This is a genomic window from Bradyrhizobium erythrophlei, assembly GCF_900129425.1.
Taxonomy (GTDB): domain Bacteria; phylum Pseudomonadota; class Alphaproteobacteria; order Rhizobiales; family Xanthobacteraceae; genus Bradyrhizobium; species Bradyrhizobium erythrophlei_C.
In genome coordinates this window covers 1,338,048-1,355,547 of record NZ_LT670817.1, presented here as the reverse complement: position 1 = coordinate 1,355,547, position 17,500 = coordinate 1,338,048, and the positions used below count along the sequence as shown (strand labels likewise).

At 63.0% G+C, this 17,500-nt stretch carries 20 protein-coding genes, 1 tRNA gene and 1 pseudogene; 11 read left to right on the top strand and 11 right to left on the bottom strand.

Annotated elements, in window-relative coordinates; genetic code table 11:
* Positions 1 to 178 precede the first annotated feature (178 nt).
* Complete coding sequence (locus tag B5527_RS43515; RefSeq protein WP_154072053.1) at positions 179 to 370, top strand: hypothetical protein; 192 nt, start codon at positions 179 to 181, stop codon at positions 368 to 370.
* Between the two features lie 444 nt (positions 371 to 814).
* Positions 815 to 979: a hypothetical protein gene (locus tag B5527_RS43510; RefSeq protein WP_154072052.1), complete on the top strand. Its 165-nt coding sequence runs from the start codon at positions 815 to 817 to the stop codon at positions 977 to 979.
* A gap of 239 nt (positions 980 to 1,218) precedes the next feature.
* On the opposite strand, the gene B5527_RS06435 is transcribed toward B5527_RS43510, so the two are convergent.
* From B5527_RS06435 to B5527_RS06415, 5 genes are all read right to left on the bottom strand, one after another.
* Positions 1,219 to 1,295, bottom strand: a tRNA-Met gene (locus B5527_RS06435).
* Positions 1,296 to 1,412: 117 nt separating this feature from the next.
* Positions 1,413 to 1,778, bottom strand: a complete 366-nt coding sequence (locus tag B5527_RS06430) for a hypothetical protein (protein WP_079600546.1) — start codon at positions 1,776 to 1,778, stop codon at positions 1,413 to 1,415.
* Between the two features lie 52 nt (positions 1,779 to 1,830).
* Positions 1,831 to 2,469: a class I SAM-dependent methyltransferase gene (locus B5527_RS06425; protein ID WP_079600545.1), complete on the bottom strand. Its 639-nt coding sequence runs from the start codon at positions 2,467 to 2,469 to the stop codon at positions 1,831 to 1,833.
* Between the two features lie 16 nt (positions 2,470 to 2,485).
* Positions 2,486 to 3,691, bottom strand: coding sequence for a tRNA 2-thiouridine(34) synthase MnmA (mnmA, locus tag B5527_RS06420; RefSeq protein WP_079600544.1), 1,206 nt, complete (start codon positions 3,689 to 3,691; stop codon positions 2,486 to 2,488).
* A 681-nt stretch (positions 3,692 to 4,372) separates the two neighbouring features.
* Positions 4,373 to 4,831, bottom strand: coding sequence for a hypothetical protein (locus B5527_RS06415; protein ID WP_079600543.1), 459 nt, complete (start codon positions 4,829 to 4,831; stop codon positions 4,373 to 4,375).
* Between the two features lie 220 nt (positions 4,832 to 5,051).
* Here B5527_RS06415 and B5527_RS06410 point away from each other — a divergent pair.
* The 9 genes and pseudogenes from B5527_RS06410 to B5527_RS06370 form a co-directional block, all read left to right on the top strand.
* Positions 5,052 to 5,732: pseudogene (locus B5527_RS06410) on the top strand (flagellar hook-length control protein FliK); the annotation flags it as partial.
* Between the two features lie 10 nt (positions 5,733 to 5,742).
* Complete coding sequence (locus B5527_RS06405) at positions 5,743 to 6,450, top strand: flagellar hook assembly protein FlgD (RefSeq protein WP_079600541.1); 708 nt, start codon at positions 5,743 to 5,745, stop codon at positions 6,448 to 6,450.
* Between the two features lie 214 nt (positions 6,451 to 6,664).
* A complete protein-coding gene (locus B5527_RS06400; protein WP_002714638.1) occupies positions 6,665 to 6,940 on the top strand; it encodes a DUF1153 domain-containing protein in 276 nt (91 codons plus the stop codon).
* Between the two features lie 173 nt (positions 6,941 to 7,113).
* Positions 7,114 to 8,742, top strand: a complete 1,629-nt coding sequence (gene fliF, locus B5527_RS06395) for a flagellar basal-body MS-ring/collar protein FliF (protein WP_079600540.1) — start codon at positions 7,114 to 7,116, stop codon at positions 8,740 to 8,742.
* 6 nt (positions 8,743 to 8,748) lie between these two features.
* The gene (fliG, locus tag B5527_RS06390; protein WP_079600539.1) at positions 8,749 to 9,831 is read left to right on the top strand and encodes a flagellar motor switch protein FliG; all 1,083 of its coding nucleotides are present in this window, start codon (positions 8,749 to 8,751) and stop codon (positions 9,829 to 9,831) included.
* Positions 9,831 to 10,457 carry a FliH/SctL family protein gene (locus B5527_RS06385; protein ID WP_079600538.1) on the top strand — a complete coding sequence of 209 codons (627 nt, stop codon included), beginning with the start codon at positions 9,831 to 9,833 and terminating at the stop codon, positions 10,455 to 10,457. Before fliG ends, B5527_RS06385 begins: the two co-directional genes overlap by 1 nt.
* 18 nt (positions 10,458 to 10,475) lie before the next feature.
* On the top strand, positions 10,476 to 10,826 hold the full coding sequence (gene fliN, locus B5527_RS06380; RefSeq protein WP_079600537.1) for a flagellar motor switch protein FliN: 351 nt from the start codon (positions 10,476 to 10,478) through the stop codon (positions 10,824 to 10,826).
* Between the two features lie 58 nt (positions 10,827 to 10,884).
* The gene (locus tag B5527_RS06375) at positions 10,885 to 12,264 is read left to right on the top strand and encodes a sigma-54 interaction domain-containing protein (protein WP_079600536.1); all 1,380 of its coding nucleotides are present in this window, start codon (positions 10,885 to 10,887) and stop codon (positions 12,262 to 12,264) included.
* Positions 12,265 to 12,364: 100 nt separating this feature from the next.
* Complete coding sequence (locus tag B5527_RS06370; RefSeq protein ID WP_079600535.1) at positions 12,365 to 12,604, top strand: hypothetical protein; 240 nt, start codon at positions 12,365 to 12,367, stop codon at positions 12,602 to 12,604.
* Here the strand turns inward: B5527_RS06370 and B5527_RS06365 are convergent.
* From B5527_RS06365 to B5527_RS06340, 6 genes are all read right to left on the bottom strand, one after another.
* On the bottom strand, positions 12,571 to 12,750 hold the full coding sequence (locus B5527_RS06365) for a hypothetical protein (protein ID WP_079600534.1): 180 nt from the start codon (positions 12,748 to 12,750) through the stop codon (positions 12,571 to 12,573). The genes B5527_RS06370 and B5527_RS06365 overlap by 34 nt on opposite strands.
* A 236-nt stretch (positions 12,751 to 12,986) precedes the next feature.
* Entirely contained in the window at positions 12,987 to 13,571 is a 585-nt protein-coding gene (locus tag B5527_RS06360) for a flavin reductase family protein (protein WP_079600533.1), read from the bottom strand.
* 7 nt (positions 13,572 to 13,578) lie between these two features.
* Positions 13,579 to 14,424, bottom strand: a complete 846-nt coding sequence (locus B5527_RS06355) for an ATP-binding cassette domain-containing protein (protein ID WP_079600532.1) — start codon at positions 14,422 to 14,424, stop codon at positions 13,579 to 13,581.
* 8 nt (positions 14,425 to 14,432) lie between these two features.
* On the bottom strand, positions 14,433 to 15,239 hold the full coding sequence (gene ssuC / locus B5527_RS06350) for an aliphatic sulfonate ABC transporter permease SsuC (RefSeq protein ID WP_079600531.1): 807 nt from the start codon (positions 15,237 to 15,239) through the stop codon (positions 14,433 to 14,435).
* Entirely contained in the window at positions 15,236 to 16,408 is a 1,173-nt protein-coding gene (gene ssuD / locus B5527_RS06345; RefSeq protein ID WP_079600530.1) for an FMNH2-dependent alkanesulfonate monooxygenase, read from the bottom strand. Before ssuD ends, ssuC begins: the two co-directional genes overlap by 4 nt.
* Positions 16,409 to 16,478: 70 nt before the next feature.
* Positions 16,479 to 17,429, bottom strand: a complete 951-nt coding sequence (locus B5527_RS06340; RefSeq protein WP_079600529.1) for a sulfonate ABC transporter substrate-binding protein — start codon at positions 17,427 to 17,429, stop codon at positions 16,479 to 16,481.
* Positions 17,430 to 17,500 lie beyond the last annotated feature (71 nt).

The following is a 17,500-nucleotide window of genomic DNA, read 5'->3' as shown; positions in this document are numbered from 1 at the left end:
CGCGCCTTTCGCCGCGCACGACTTCCGTCGTTTTATGACCCGGTTGTGACAACTCAGGAATTTGGCAAATTCATTAGCGTTTTCAAAATGGTGGGAGAGGAAGGACTCGAGCCTTCGAAGCCATGAGGCGGCTGATTTACAGTTAACGGGCTCTGTAAAATCATCCCAAGGGCCGACAATGCACAAGCTCGGTCAAAAAGGACGACATATCAACGATACTGTTTCGCTCGTTTTGCGTGCAGGATGTGCAACTTTTCATCGTTCGAACGCTCGTCGTTTCGCCCGCTTCGACGATTTTCAACTCACCGTGATCGGCTCGCTCTTTGGTACTGAGCAAGAGGGTCGTCATGTGTTCAATCGTGCTATTTGAGAGACCCTAAAATTACCTCAGCCCGCTCCTCGGTGATCGACTTTGGTCCATAGCCGCCTGACGTGTCGGTCGCACTGGCAGCCCATCACGACCCTGCGCGATCGTTCCGACAAGGCCCGAAGATCGTCAATGAAGCCTTTGAAGGTGTGCCGCGCGCTGTGGAGGGCAAACCCCTTCCGCTGCAATTTGAATTTTACTTTCACGTACTGCCGGGCTTTTGAGACGGCTTGGACCATCTGACTTGTCCAGTGGGGAGAATGTAAACCTTCCATTCTGGAAACAGCCACCGTTGCAGACCTTCGTCTTCTATCGCCGAACGTTGCGCCTTCGAGAGCCGCTCCCGGCCGCCTGCTTCCAAAACCTTTCGCCTGGCTCCGTATCCGCCTCGTCTGCGTCATCTTCGTCATCGTCGCCTTCAGCAAGAGAACGCTTCGCAGAGCGGAAATGCCATTCTCCATACAAAGCTGCGATGTCTGGATACTGACCGGCTTAAGCGCCAACGCCTGTAGCCTTGGCCATAATCATCGCCTGGCGCGGATCGCCATCGATGTCCTGATCCTCAGCATCCAGGATGCAATGCGCGCCGCCCGGGTGGAGGCCATTTGGTAATTCGCGATTCCAAGCCCAAGCCGGATTGAGCCCGAGCGATAGACCGACGATAGGCAGGTCGGCGTGCGGATCTGGAATATGTAGCGTCCTTCGCGCCGCGAAATGAATGCTGAACGAGCCAAGACTTCGCACCTTCGGTGTGAGTGATCCTTGTGACACAGGACACATCGATACCGACGCGAAAGGCGATATTCATTGATTTCATTGAAGATTCGGCGAGCTGGTACCCGCGCTGCGTGTGGTAGCGGGAGAGGGACTCGAACCCCCGACCCCAGGATTATGATTCCCGTGCTCTAACCAGCTGAGCTACCCCGCCACGGCGTCCGCTGTTACGGCTTTATATGCCGCAGTCGCGAACGCGCGGCATATAAGAAGCCGGTCAAGGGCATGTCAAGCAAAGCCCCGCCATCGCGGCAAGCGCCTGCAACCGTCTCTATTTCGGCCGGATGTTGGGATCTCCACCGGGACTGCCGGGGGGCGGGATCACCGGCGTGTTGCCCGCATCGGGCGTCGGTGCATGGATGTCCGGGTCAACGCCCGCGGGCGGACACAACACGCCGTCGGATTTCGCCAGTTTATCGCCAAGCGGCTCGGCCCGCTGGCCGGTGGTCGTGCCTTCCGGCGAGACGGTGCCTCGCGGCGGCGCCGGCTGCATCGGCGCACAATCGCTGACGCGCGCCGGTACAGGATGGGCGGTTTGGGCCGGTGGCGTCGCCGGCGCCGGCGGGGCTTGCGCGATCACCGCGCCAGGTGCCGCCAACAGGGCGCCAGACAGAAAGAGTGCATGTTTCATTCGCATACGGGGAAAACGGCCAGGCCCGGCGGATGTTCCGTGCGAACGTCCCGCGATTTCAGGATTTGCGATAGCGGATCAGGGAGAAATGCCCCATCGGCGGCATCGGGCGGCGCTCGGTCAGGGTGACGCCGCCGTGTTTGGCCGCCCAATCGACCAGGCGCGCCCACGGAAATTCCGGCCGCCAGCCGAGCCGCCGCGCCAGCGGCGCGAACGCCAGTTCGAAAAGACGGCGCGGGCCGCTCTCGGCGCCGATGTGATTGACCAGTATCAGCTCGCCGCCGGGCTTCAACACGCGGATGAAATCATCGAGCGTGGCTTCCGGATCGGGCACCGCGGTGATGACATATTGCGCCACCACGGCGTCGAAAAATGAATCCGAAAAGGCCAGATTCCTGGCGTCCATGACCGCGAGCGTCTCGACATTGCGAAGACCCAGCGCCCTTACCCGGCTCTGCGCCTTGCGCAGCATCGGTTCGGAGATATCGACGCCGCACAATTTCGTGGTCGGCGAATAATCCGACAGCGACAATCCGGTGCCGACGCCGACGTCGAGAATCCGCCCCCCGATCTTGTCGGCTTCCGCAATGGTCGATTGCCGGCCGTGGTCGAACACCTTGCCGAACACCAGATCGTAGACCGGCGCCCAGCGCCCATAAGCCTTTGCGACCCCCGCGCGGTCGATATCTGAAGCCATGCCCCGCCCTGAAACTTTATCCGCGCATCGCCTCGACGAAGGGCTGCGGCGCGATGGTTTCCCTTGCCGCGCCTTTGGCCGCTGCGCTCTTCGCGGCCGCGCTTTGGATGAATCCGCCGCCGAGCACGCGCGCCTGGCCCGAGGGTGCATCGTAGAACACGCAGGCCTGGCCGGGGGATACGCCCTCTTCGCCGGCGACGAGTTCGACTTCATATCCGCCATCAACCGCGCGGAGCCACGCCGGCTGCGGCGCGCGGGTCGATCGCACCCGCACGAAAATCTCCAGACCCTCGCCGACCGCGCGATCCAGCGCGCCGTCGCCGATCCAGTTGACATCGCGCAGCACGATGCGATCCATCCGCAAGGCCTGGCGCGGGCCGACCACGACACGGCGGCTGGCCGCATCCAGCCGCACCACGTAGAGCGGCGCGCTGGAGGCGATGCCCAATCCCCGCCGCTGGCCGACGGTGAAATGTACGATGCCCTGATGCCTGCCGATAACGCGGCCATCGAGGTCGACGATGTCGCCGGGCTCCACGGCATTCGGCCGCAGGCGGCTGATGATGTCGGTATAGCGTCCCGTGGGCACGAAGCAGATGTCCTGGCTGTCCTGCTTGTCCGCGACCGTGAGGCCGAAGCGCCGCGCCAGTTCGCGGGCTTGCGGTTTGGTCATGTCGCCCAGCGGAAAGCGGAGGTAGTCGAGTTGCTCACGTGTGGTCGCGAACAGGAAATAGCTCTGGTCGCGATCGGCGTCGGCGGCACAAATCAGCGCGCGCGACCCATCGCGCATCCGGCGAGATGCCACATAATGCCCGGTGGCGAGCACCGACGCACCGAGTTCGCGCGCGGTCGCCAGCAGATCGCGAAACTTGATCGAGCGGTTGCACTCGATGCAAGGCACCGGCGTCTGACCAGAGGCGTAGCTGTCGGCAAAACTGTCGATCACCGATTCACGAAAGCGGTTCTCATAGTCCAGCACGTAATGCGGGATGCCGATCCGCTCGGCGACATTGCGGGCGTCGTGGATGTCCTGCCCGGCGCAGCAGGCGCCCTTGCGATGGGTGGCCGCGCCATGATCGTAAAGCTGCAGCGTGATGCCGACGACGTCGTAGCCTTCCGATTTCAACAACGCCGCCGTGACCGAGGAATCGACGCCGCCGGACATGGCGACGACAACCCTTGTGTCCTGCGGACGGCCTTCAAGATCCAGACTGTTGAGCATGGTTCGGTCATTGATGCGATCGCGGCGGCATCCAGCACTTCGCGATCAGGAAGCCATTTTGCGACCAAAGAGCCCGTTTGCGTTTGGAAAGCCGCTTGCGAGCCTATGGAGCTCTGGAGCGGTTTCCGGCAAAGCGGGTTCGCTTGATCGGAAATGGCTGCAAAGCAGCCCTCTTAATATAGGCCGTATTCTTCTCAGGCAATCGCACCAGCCTCTTTTACATGCCGCGAACGGCAAATCTTGCCGCCGGGCAGAAAAGGCAGTCGCCGCCGTGGTTCCGCAGTTTACTCTATCCCGTATTAAGCCATTGAAATCTATAACTATTTTTTGAAAGCCGGGGTGGCCCGGTCCTTGCTGATCTGAGGTCAAGTTTCATCGCCAGAGGCCGCCCGTGACCAGCGTGACGTCAGATGCACCGACAAACCTGTCGTTCCAGGCCCCGCCAAGGCCCGCGCGGTACGACCAGCCTTCCCGAGCCGATAATTTCGGAGCACTGCTGGACAGCAACACAACCCCCAACACTAGCAACGATAGCGCGACCTTATCCGCGCAGGCGCAACCCGCCTCGCAGCGCCGCTACGACGACGCGCCCGCCGCCTCGGACAACACCCCGCCGCCCGCCAATTCGGCCGCCAACCAGGCCGCAAGCAACGATTCATCCGCCGGCAACTCCAGCGCCAGTCAGCCATCCGGCGCCAATACCAGCACCAGCAGCAATACGGTCCAGCAGACCGGTTCGAATTCCGATTCCTCGAAAGCCAGCACCTCGAAATCAACCGGAAAATCGTCTTCCGATAAAACTTCCGCGGCCGATCCGAGCGCCGCGGCGCAGCCGGGCGGACCGTCCGTGACGATGCCGAACCCGATCGCCGTTGCGATTCCCGTCATCATCGCCTCGACCAATGCGCCTGCAGCGCCGGCTGGGTCCGGCAATGCGACGACACCGCTCGCCATTGCGGCGGCGGCGATCGCGGCCACCTCGTCGGCGGGCACCTCGTCGGCCGCCGCTGCACCGGCGCAGACCACGACCGGCTCCGCCGCGGCCGCATCGGCATCCGCTACCGCAACCAATGCAGCCGTCGCAGCCGCGGACGCTAGCGCAAAGAACGTCCGGGCGGCGCCGAGCGACGCGGTCGCCACGGGCGCGAAGGGTCAGGCAACGCCGACCAATGCAACCGCGGCAACCGATGGCTCATTGGCCGTCGCGAACGCTGCGCCGGTGATCGCGAAAGCCACGCCGCTCAAGGCGCCGGTAGCGACGCAAGCGAAGACCGCGGCGTCGGGCGCTTCAGATACGGCTTCGGGGAACGCCGATCCGTCGGCTACAGCGACACCGGCTGACGCCGCTCAAAACGCCGGCCAGCAACCGGCCATCGCAGGCAAGCCGGAGGCCGGGAATGGCAGCGACACGGCGAAAGCCGATGCCTCGGGCGATCCCCCATCGATATCGGCATCCGCCGCGTCGGCCCATGACAGTTTGCCGGTCGGCGGACACGCCCCAACAGGCCCATCGGATACAGGCGCGCAGGCGACCGGTTCGATCCAGCCGCAGCTGCCCGCCATTGCCGCCACGGCGGCTCCGGTCGGTCCATTGACCGTCACGGCGGCGAGCCATGCGGCCGTGCCGTTGAGCGGGCTGGCGCTTGAGATCGCGGCATCGGCCAAAAACGGCAAGAGCAGCTTCGAAATCCGGCTCGATCCAGCCGACCTTGGCCGCATCGATGTTCGCATCGATGTCGATCGCAACGGCCAGGTGACGTCGCATTTGACGGTCGAAAAGCCGGAAACGCTGTCGATGCTGCGTCAGGACGCACCGCAGCTTCAGCGTCAGCTCGATGATGCCGGTTTCAAGACCGGCGACAATGGCCTGCAATTCAGCCTGCGCGACCAGTCTTCTTCCGGTCAGAACAGCGGCAACCAAAACGGCCGCAACGCGCAGCACCTCGTCATCAGCGAGGATGCCGCCATCCCCACCGCGGTCGCGGGACGATCATATGGCCGTATGCTCGGATCGAGCAGCGGCGTGGACATTAGCGTCTGAGGAGACGGACATGACAACAACATCAGCCACAGCCAGCCCGGTCGTTTCGGGGACGACGCCCCTACCCGCCTCTTCCTCCTCGTCAGGCTCATCGGCGTCGGCTGCAAATGCGCTGGCGTCCTCGCAAATTGCCGGCAACTTTCAAAGCTTTCTGACCCTGCTGACAACGCAATTGCAGAACCAGAACCCGCTCAGTCCGCTGGACACCAACCAATTCACCCAGCAGCTGGTCGAATTCGCCGGCGTCCAGCAGCAGCTCAACACCAACGATTCACTGGCGACGCTGGTATCCTTGCAGCAGACCGCGCAATCGACCCAGGCGCTCGGATTCGTCGGCAAGACCGCGGTGGTCAATGGCAGCACGGCGGGACTGACCAACGGCAGCGCGACCTGGGAGCTCAGCATTCCGACCAATTCAACCCTCAACGTCACCATCGCCAGCAGCACCGGTCAGACCGTGTTCTCGGGCAGCTATCCCGTAACCGCGGGCAACAACCAGCCCTTCGTGTGGAACGGCCAAGGCAGTGACGGCACCCAATACTCTTCCGGCAATTACACCATGACGGCCACCGCCAAGGACTCCTCGAACAACACCGTCGCCGTTACCACGCAGGTCCAGGGCGTGGTCAATTCGGTCGATCTCACTCAATCGCCTCCGTTGCTGTCGATCAACGGCTCGACTTACACCGTCAGCCAGATCCAGAGCATCGTGAACTAGTCCCGAAGCCCAGGCCGGCACAATCGAGCCGCCGGATAAACTATCAGTCCGTTTACAATCTGCCTCAGCCCGGCGTCTTTCAGACGCCGGGCCAGAACGGTTTGCAGGCATTTTCAAGGAGATTCGTATTGAAGCCTTGGGCTTAGGCAAATTTTAAGTCGCGGGGCGTAGGTTGTTATCGTGAGTTCAGTGGTTGAGAGTTTGTGAGTACGCCATGACAGAACCCCATCGCCCGAGGGTAAAATACGTCATCGGGCCTGACGGCAGTCCGTTAACAATTGCGGATTTGCCCGCGCCCGGCACTAAACGGTGGGTTATTCGCCGTAAGGCCGAAGTCGTTGCCGCTGTCCGCGGCGGCCTGCTCTCCCTCGAGGAGGCTTGCAGCCGTTATACGCTGACCGTCGACGAATTCCTGTCCTGGCAGTTTTCCATCGATCAGCATGGCCTTGCGGGGCTGCGCACCACGCGCATCCAGCAATATCGCCAATAAACGCTCGCCAGAATCAGCGGCATTAGACGAAAATCGGGCTCGCTGTGCGAGGCCGATTTTTCCCATGTTGAAGTTTCGCCACCGCTCTTAACCTTCGTTAACCATATCGAAACCATCCCATAGGCAATAATTGCCCAGTCGGCTTCTGGAGCCGAATCTATGGGGCGGTTGGTTTGCAGAGTCTTTTAGGCTTCCTGAAGGGTCTGGGTGCGTCGCGGTTGATGGCGATGGTCGCGGTGACAGCCGCGCTGATCGGCTTCTTCGCGTTCGTCATCATGCGCGTCACGACGCCGCAGATGACCACCCTGTTTACCGACCTCAGCCTCGAGGATTCCTCCGCCATCACCAAGGACCTGGAACGCCAGGCGATCCCTTACGAACTGCGCAACGACGGCGCGGTGATCATGGTGCCAAAGGACAAGGTCACGCGGCTGCGCATGAAGCTCGCCGAGGGCGGCTTGCCCAAGGGCGGCGGCGTTGGCTACGAGATTTTCGACAAATCCGACGCGCTCGGCACCACGAGCTTCGTGCAGAACATCAATCATTTGCGCGCGCTCGAGGGCGAGCTTGCCCGTACCATTCGCGCCATCGACCGCATCCAGGCGGCCCGGGTCCATCTGGTGTTGCCCGAGCGGCCGCTGTTTTCGCGCGAGACGCCCGAACCATCCGCCTCAATCGTCGTGCGCGTGCGCGGGACGCTCGAACCGCAGCAGATTCGCGCCATCCGCCACCTGGTCGCCTCCGCCGTCAGCGGCCTGAAGCCGCAGCGGGTGTCGATCGTCGATGAGGCCGGTCAATTGCTCGCCGACGGCGCGGGTGGCGACACCGATAGCGCGGTCGGGGACGATCGCCGCACCGCCTATGAGAAGCGAATGCGCAATGAGGTAGAGGCGATCGTGTCGTCCGTGGTCGGCGCCGGCCGCGCCCGCGTCCAGCTCTCGGCCGACTTCGACTACAACAAGGTTACCCAGACCTCGGACAAGTTCGACCCCGAAGGCCGGGTGCTGCGCTCGAGCCAGACCCGGGAAGAATCCAGCGCGACCGCCGAAAATAACGGCCAGGTCACCGTCAACAACGAATTGCCGGGCAATCAGCGCCAGGACACTGCGACGCCGGCGCGCGACCAGAGCAAGAAAACCGAGGAAACCAACAACTACGAAATCTCCCACACCACCAAGACCGAAGTCACAGAGGCCGGCCGGGTCAACCGTATCTCGGTCGCCGTGCTGGTCGATGGCAGTTATTCCAAGAATGAAAAAGGCGAAATGGTCTATCAGGAACGCGGCAAGGCGGAGCTGGAGCGGATCGCGACGCTGGTGCGCTCGGCGATCGGCTTCGATCAGAAGCGCGGCGACCAGGTCGAGGTCGTGAACCTGAAATTCGCCGAAGCGCCGGCGGTGGCCCCGCTCGCCGAGCCGACCGGCCTGCTCGGCATGCTGCAATTCACCAAGGACGACGTGATGTACGTCATCGAACTCGGAGTCATGATGCTGCTCAGCCTCGTGGTGCTGTTCATGGTGATCCGGCCGCTGGTCAAGCGCATCCTGGCTTCCGAGGAGGTCCCCTCGCTCACCGGCGCCGGTTCGGCACCGGCGTTAACCGACGGCAGCGCCCAAGCCGACGGCGCAGGCGGGCAAAGCCTCGTTCCCGGCACCAACGCCACCGCGCAATTGATCGACGTCGCCCAGGTCCAGGGCCAGGTCCACGCCCAGTCGGTGCATCGCGTCGGCGAGCTGGCCGAGCGAAACCCCAACGAAACCGCTTCCATCGTTCGTCAATGGCTCACCGAGCCGGCTGCGTGATCTGACATGGCCGTACCGCAAACCACAAACGCCAACGATATCTCCACCGTCATCGCCCAATTGGCGAGCCGGCAGGCGAATCGTCCCAAGGGTCCGAAAATGAGCGGCCCGAAACGCGCCGCGATCCTGATGCTGGCGCTGGGAGAACAATATGGCGGCAAGGTCTGGTCGCTGCTCGACGACGACGAAGTGCGCGAACTGTCGATGCATATGTCGACGCTTGGCACCGTCGAGGCCGACGTGGTGGAAGACCTGCTGCTCGAATTCGTGTCGCGGATGTCGGCGTCCGGCGCATTGATGGGAACGTTCGACGCCACCGAACGGCTGTTGCAGCAATACCTGCCCACGGAGCGCGTGAGCGGCATCATGGACGAAATTCGCGGCCCGGCGGGTCGCAACATGTGGGAGAAACTCTCCAACGTTCAGGAAGAGGTGCTCGCCAACTATCTCAAGAATGAATATCCGCAGACCATCGCCGTGGTGCTGTCGAAGCTCAAGTCGGAGCATGCCGCCCGGGTGCTGGCGATCCTGCCCGAGGACATGGCGCTCGACGTGATCGGCCGGATGCTGAGGATGGAAGCGGTGCAGAAGGAAGTGATCGAGCGCGTCGAACAGACGCTTCGCACCGAATTCATGTCGAACCTGTCGCAGACCCGCCGCCGCGACGCCCACGAGGTGATGGCCGAGATCTTCAACAATTTCGACCGCCAGACCGAAACCCGCTTCATCACTTCGCTGGAAGAGGAGAACCGCGAATCCGCCGAACGCATCAAGGCGCTGATGTTCACCTTCGACGATCTCATCAAGCTCGATTCCGCTTCCGCCCAGACATTGATGCGCAACATCGACAAGGACAAGCTCGGCGTCGCGCTGAAGAGCGCCAACGAGGAGGTACGCGGCTTCTTCCTCGGCAACATGTCATCCCGCGCCGGCAAGATGCTGCTGGACGACATGGGGGCAATGGGACCGGTACGCTTGCGCGATGTCGACGAGGCGCAGGCGCTGCTTGTCAATCTTGCCAAGGATCTCGCGGCCAAGGGCGAAATCACGCTGACCAAGAACCGCGCCGACGACGAGCTGGTGTACTGATGGCCGCCCCCGCCAAATTCCTGTTCGACATGGACTTCTCGGCGCCAGACAAGTCGCGTGAGCGGCCCGCCACGCCGTCGGAAATCGCGCAGAAGATCGCCTCGGCCGAGGCCCGCGCCTATCGCGAGGGCTATGATGCCGGGCAGCGCGAGGCGAAGGCGGAAAGCGACCGCCGTTCCGCGCTGGCGCTCGAGGAGATCCGGTTAGGCATCCAGGGCATCGCCGCGCGCTTTTCCGGCATTGAAACCCGAATGGAAACCGAAGCCGTCGATGTCGCGGTTGCCGTGGCGCGCAAGCTGTGCCGGGAATTGATTTCCAGCGAGCCGCTTGGCGAGATCACCGGACTGGTGAGCGACTGCTTCTCGCATCTGGTATCGACGCCGCATCTGGTGGTTCGGATCAACGATTCCCTTTACGAGGCTGCCCGCGATCGGATCGAGCGGCTGGCCAAGCAAAGCGGTTTCGAAGGGCGCCTGGTGATCCTGGCGGAGCCCGAAATCGAGACCGGCGATTGCAGGATCGAGTGGGCCGATGGTGGCGTGGTGCTGGAGCGCGTGGCGATCGAGGCAAAGATCAACGAACTTGTCGGGCGCTACATGGCGTCCCGCAATCAGGCCGCAACTTGAGGCCATGAGGATTGAACCATGAGTGACACCGACGCACAGGTCCCGCTTCCAGATCTCAACGCCGCTAACGCGCCGCCGCTCAACGACGTGACCTATCACGAGGACGAACAGGCGTCCCGCGTCGCCGCCGACCTGGAAGCCGTGTTCGACGTGCCGGTACAGGTCTCGGCGGTGCTCGGCCGCTCGAAGATGGATATCGGCGAACTGTTGAAACTCGGGCCCGGGACTGTACTCGAACTCGATCGCCGCGTCGGCGAAGCCATCGACATCTATGTCAACAACCGGCTGGTGGCGCGCGGCGAGGTGGTGCTGGTGGAAGACAAGCTTGGCGTAACCATGACCGAAATCATCAAGGCTGAACGCACCTGAAGGCTTTCTTTGCGATACGCGCATAACCGGCGCGAACAGACGAACAGGAGAGACTACCATGCGGCTTCTCATCGTTGGCACATTGAAGGGCCAGCTTACGACGGCCACCAAGATCGCCATGGACAATGGCGCTTCCGTTACGCATGCGGAGGATCACGAACAGGCGATGCGGGTGCTGCGCGGCGGCAAGGGCGCCGACCTGCTGCTGGTCGATGTCGCCCTCGACATCCGCGATCTGGTGATGCGGCTCGAGGCCGAACACATTCACGTCCCGATCGTCGCCTGCGGCATCTCCAATGACGCCCGCGCCGCGGTCGCCGCGATCCACGCCGGCGCCAAGGAGTACATCCCGCTACCGCCGGATCCCGAATTGATCGCCGCGGTGCTCGCCGCCGTCGCCAACGATTCGCGCGATCTGATCTACCGCGACGAAGCGATGGCCAAGGTGATCAAGCTGGCGCAGCAGATCGCCGGCTCCGACGCTTCCGTCATGATCACCGGCGAATCCGGCACCGGCAAGGAGGTGCTGGCGCGCTATGTCCATACCCGCTCCAACCGCGCCAAGAAGCCGTTCATCAGCATCAATTGCGCGGCGATCCCCGAGCATCTGCTTGAATCCGAACTGTTCGGCCACGAAAAGGGCGCGTTCACCGGCGCCGTCGCGCGCCGTATCGGAAAATTTGAGGAAGCCACCGGCGGCACGCTGCTGCTGGATGAAATCTCCGAGATGGATGTGCGACTGCAATCCAAATTGCTGCGCGCGATCCAGGAGCGCGTGATCGATCGCGTCGGCGGCACCCGCCCGGTCCCGGTCGATATCCGCATCATCGCGACCTCGAACCGCAATCTCGCCGATGCCGTGCGCGAAGGCAGCTTCCGCGAAGACCTGTTGTTCCGGCTCAACGTCGTGAACCTGAAGATACCGCCGCTGCGCGAACGCCCGGCCGACATTCTCGAACTGGCACAGCATTTCGCCAAGAAATATGCCGACGCCAACGGCGTGCCGTTGCGGCCGATTTCGGCGGATGCAAGGCGGGTGCTGACTTCCAACCGCTGGCAGGGCAACGTCCGCGAACTGGAAAACACCATTCATCGTTCGGTGCTGATGGCGCAGGGCGACGAGATCGGCGTCGACGCCATCCTGACGCCGGACGGCGACCGTCTCGACCTGGTCAAGACGGTGCCGGCGGTAGCGCACGCCACTTTCGCCGCCGAACAGGTCACCCGCGCGCTGGTCGGGCGTACGGTAGCCGACGTAGAGCGCGATCTCATTCTGGAAACGCTCAAGCATTGCCTCGGCAACCGCACCCACGCAGCGAACATTCTCGGTATCTCGATCCGTACGCTGCGCAACAAGCTGAACGAATATGCCGACGGCGGATTGCCGATCACGCCCGCCGGCGCCGGCGAATATCACCGCGTCGCTGCGACGGCGTGATTTGAAATAACCCGGCACGAGTTCTGCTCGCGCCGGAACCGTTTTGCGGCAACCACGTTTTCAAACAGGCAATTCGCCGTACTCTGTTTGAAAGCCGGCCATGTCCACCCTCCAACTCGATCCGCCGATTCCCGTCATTACCCCGAAGGGTGACGGCTACGCCCATCTGCTGATCGACTATGGGCCCGAATACAATCTGCTGTGGGTCTGCTTCCTCGACGATTCCGGCGAGTGCTGGACCTACGACAACACCCAGATCCGCGCTCAGAAGAACGTCACCATGGGCCGCACCTTCGTCTCCCGCCATCAGCCGAAAGCGCCGTCCGTCGCCGCCGAGTAGTTCGGGGCGTCGGGCTTGCGGAAAATATGGATGGGATCGCCGGGCTGCAACTCGCGGCCGGTAAACGCCGCATAGGCGTACAGCGCGAGATAGCCGATCGCCAGCGCGCCGACCCCATAAAAAACCCAGGTCGCGATCCGTTTCATCGGCTCGGCACACGGCCTTGGGCCGCCCGCGCCAGCCGCCGCCAATAGTTCACCGGCGGCGCAACGATCCGCTCTTCCGCCAAACCAGTCGCGCTGCCGATGGCAGTTTGAAGGAGCATGCGTTCCATCGCAGGGGTCTGTTTCCTGATGCTGTGGCGATCAGGGTTTAACCTGCGAACGCGCAAAAGGCCAACGCCCCCGTCTTAAGCGGCCCGGGGCGTCCCGAAATCACCGGGTCAAATTTTGCGCAGAGCGCGCGGGGCCGGAAGGCTGACCTCGGCAAGCCTGATCGCATCCTCGTTCTGGTCGATCGCGACATATTGGCCCTGCCAGTAGGCCAGCGCCGCGGTACGCCCCGAGGTCCTGATGTCCAGCACCCGCCCGATCACAATCGCATGGGAGTGCCGCTCGAGGATATCCTCGGCTTCACATTCGATCGCCGCCAAAGCGCCGGCCAAAAGCGGCACGCCGGACAGGCCGGCGGTCCACGGCGCGCCGGCGAAGCGGTCGGCGCCCTTCAATCCGTCCTTGCCGGTAAACCGCTCGGCGATATCGATCTGATCGGCGGTCAGGATATTTACGCCGAAGAAACCGTGACGTGCGAGCAGCGGCCAGGACGATGATCCCCGGTTGATGCTGGCAATCAGGGTTGGCGGATCGACCGACAGCGACGATACCGATGTCACGGTCATCCCCGTGATATCCTTGCCGCTTCCGACTGTGATCACGCTGACCCCGCCCGCCAGATGACGCATGGCGCTGCGAAAATCTCCTGAGGAAACTTCGCGATCGATCTTGATGGTGCGGACGGCGGAATTCATGGCAGCCTCACAAGTCCAGTGGTTCATCCGCCGATCGGAGAAGGTCGCGCAGGATCGAGCCTTCCAGCGCCGCAAGATCGGCCGCGCCGCGCCGGTGGGGACGCGGGATATCGACCTTGACATCGTGCGCGATGCGGCCGTGCTCGATCACCAGCACGCGATCGGCGAGCGCAACGGCTTCCGACACGTCATGGGTCACCAGGATCGCGGTGAAGGCCTGATCGTGCCAGACCCGCTCCAGCAGGCGCTGCATCGAAATCCGCGTCAGCGCGTCAAGCGCGCCCAGCGGCTCGTCGAACGCCAGAACGCGGGGATGACTGACCAGCGCGCGGGCCAGCGCCACGCGCTGCTTCTGTCCGCCGGAGAGAACCGCCGGCCATTGCCCCCGCTTGTCCTCGAGACCGACTTCCGCCAGCGCCTGTTCGGCGCGCGCCTGTGCATCCGAAGATGCGCGGTCACGACCGAGGCCGACTTCGACGTTCGACAGCACCCGCGCCCATGGCAACAGCCGCGGCTCCTGAAACATCACCCGCACATCCTCGGGCCGCGTTTCCGCGCCAAAGCCAATCGTGCCGGCATCGATCGTCTCGAGGCCGGCGATCAGGCGCAGCAGCGTGCTCTTGCCGCAGCCGCTGCGGCCGACGATCGCCACAAATTGTCCCGCCGGAATATGCAGGTCGATACCGCGCAACACCTCGTTGTCGCCGAACGATTTGCGCAAGCCCCGAATGGTCAGTGGAAGGCCGCGCGAGGAGGCTTCCGAACCGCGCCGCGCTACCCGCGCCTGCTCGATGAAGTCGGCGCGATCCACGGGCTCGGCATCCGATGAGCGAAAACGAACGGCTTCCTGCATGGATATTCTCACGTTTTCTGGAACGCCGGATGCCAGGACAGTGTCAGCCGCTCAAGCACACGCGCGGCGCTGTCGGCCAGTTTTCCCAGCAAGGCGTAGATCAGGATGCTGAGCACGACGACGTCGATCTGCATGAACTCGCGCGCCTGCATCGCCATGTAGCCCAGCCCCGACGAGGCGGCGATGGTCTCCGCCACGATCAACGTCAGCCACATGATGCCGAGCGCAAAGCGCACGCCGACGAAAATCGAGGGCAATGCGCCCGGAAAGATCACCCGCCGGAACAACTCGCCATCGGTCATGCCGTAGATGCGTCCCATCTCGACCAGCTGCGGATCGACACTGCGGATACCGTGCAGGGTGTTGAGATAGATCGGAAAGAACACCCCGAGCGCGACCAGAAACAGTTTCGCGGACTCATCGATCCCGAACCACAGGATGACCAGCGGGATCAGCGCCAGATGCGGAATGTTGCGCACCATCTGCAACGTCGTATCGGTCAGCTTGTTGCTGAGTTGCGACAGGCCATTGGCCAGGCCGAAAGCAAAGCCGATGCCGCCGCCGATGACAAAGCCCGCGCCGGCGCGCCAGAAGCTGACCCAGATATTGCGCGCCAGTTCGCCCGACAGCAGCAGCTTCCAGCCCGCCAATGCCACATCGCTCGGCGCCGGCAGCACGCGCCCCGGCACGAATCCGGTCTCGCAGGCGGCCTGCCAGACCACTACGATGGCCAGCGGCACGATCCACTGGATCAGGCCATCGGCGCGCGGCAGCCGCAGGCCACGGACGCGCGGAAGGCTTTCGATCAGGCTCATGATTGCGAAGCCTTCAGCAAAGGCCGGCGTTCATTGGCGATGGTCTCGCCGAATGGTCCGGTATTGACGCGAAGCGTCGTCACATTGTCGTTCTGCTGCAACGACAACAGCGGGAACACCAATTCGGCGAAGCGATAGGCTTCCTCGAGATGCGGGTAGCCCGACATGATGAAGGTATCGATGCCGACGTCCTGATACTCCCTGATGCGCGCCGCCACGGTCGGGGGATCGCCGACCAGTGCGGTTCCCGCGCCGCCGCGCACGAGGCCGACGCCGGCCCAGAGATTCGGGCTGATCTCGAGCTTGTCTCGGCGTCCGCTATGCAACTGCGCCATCCGCTGCTGGCCGACCGAATCCATTCTGGAGAAGATCTTCTGCGCCGAGGCGACGGTCTCGTCGGTGACGTACTGGATCAATTCGTCCGCGGCCTTCCAGGCCTCGGCGTTGGTTTCACGCACGATCACATGCAGCCGGATTCCGAACGAGAGCTTGCGTCCGCGCGCGGCGGCAACCGCCTTGACGCGGTTGACCTTGTCGGCGACCTGCGCCGGCGGCTCGCCCCAGGTCAGATATTTATCGACGGTATCGACGGCGACATCGATGCCGGCATCCGACGATCCGCCGAAATAGAGCGCCGGGCGTGGCGACTGCACCGGGGGAAACAGCAGGCGTCCGTCCTCGATGCGGATGTGCCTGCCCTCGACATTGACGGTCTTTCCCGCAAGCAGATCGCTGTAGACGTTGAGAAACTCGCGGGTGACGGCGTAGCGCTCATCATGCCCGAGGAAAATTCCATCGCCCTTGTTTTCGACGGGGTCGCCGCCGGTGACGACGTTGACCAGCAGTCGTCCGTTCGACACCCGGTCGAGCGTCGCGGTCATGCGCGCGGCAACGCCCGGCGACTGCAGCCCGGGCCGCACCGCCACCAGATAACGCAGCCGCTCGGTCCATGGCGCCACGGCCGACGCCACCACCCAGGAATCTTCGCAGCTTCGCCCGGTCGGCAGCAGCACGCCGAAATAGCCGAGTTGATCGGCGGCCTGCGCGATCTGGCGCAGGTAATTGAAATTCACTTCGCGTCCGCCGGTCGTGGTGCCCAGATAGCGGCCATCGCCGTGGGTCGGCAGGAACCAGAGAATGTTGGCTTTGGATGACTGATGGGTACTCATGTGCCGGGCCTCCTTGCCGCGTCGGAAATCTTGATTGGTTTCGGCAACAGGCTGCCAAGGATGGGATGGGTCAGGTCTGCACCGGCTTCCAGACCGCATCGCGGACCAAGACCGGTTTCGGAATGAGCCCAAGCTTGAAGAAGCGATCGGCGACGCCCTGTTGAGTCGCGATGATGTCCTCGGTGATCGGCCCCACGGCAAATGACGAACGGTTGGCGGCGACGGTCTGGATGTCGAGAGGGATCTTGGTGACCGCGCTCAGTGCCTGCGCCACCGCATCGCGGTGCGTCTCCGCCCACTTTGCGGTCGAGGCGGTCACATCGATGATCTGCTGCAACACCTGCCCGTGGGCCTTCGCAAAGTCGCGATTGGCGATATAGAACGAGTTGGTCTTGGTGATATCCGACGCGTTGACCAGGATGCGGCCATTCTGTTTGGTCTCGCCGATCGCGAAATACGGATCCCAGATCGACCAGGCATCGATGCTGCCATTGGCGAAAGCCGGGCCCGCATCCGGCGGCGTCAGATAGACCGGCGTGATATCGGCGTAGATGAGTCCTGCTTTTTCCAGGGTCTGCACGACGATATTGTGGGCGCTGGAGCCCTTGGTGAAGCCGACGCGCTTGCCCTTCAAATCCGCAATGGCGCGGATCGGCGAATTGCCCTGCACCAGAATGCCCTGCCCGTTGGTGATCGGCTCACCCGCGGCATAGACGATGGCTGCTCCGGCCGACTGCGCGAATACCGGAGGTGAGTCGCCGACGGCGCCGTAATCGATGCTGCCGACATTCATCGCTTCCATCATCGGAGGCCCCGACGAGAACTCGACAAATTTCACGTCGACGCCCTGGGCACCAAAATGCTCCTCAAGGGTCGCGCGCTCCCGCACGATCACGAGCACGCCATTCTTCTGATAGCCGATGCGAATTTCCTTGAGGCTTCCTTGCGCCCTCGCACGCTGCGACAGCGCAGCGATCGTCACGGTTCCAAAGGATAGTTGCAAAAACTCGCGACGCTTCATTGCGATCTCCCGACTGGAATACCGCAACGGGGCGCGGTCATTCGCTGTCAAAAGAGGATGGTGCTGTCTGC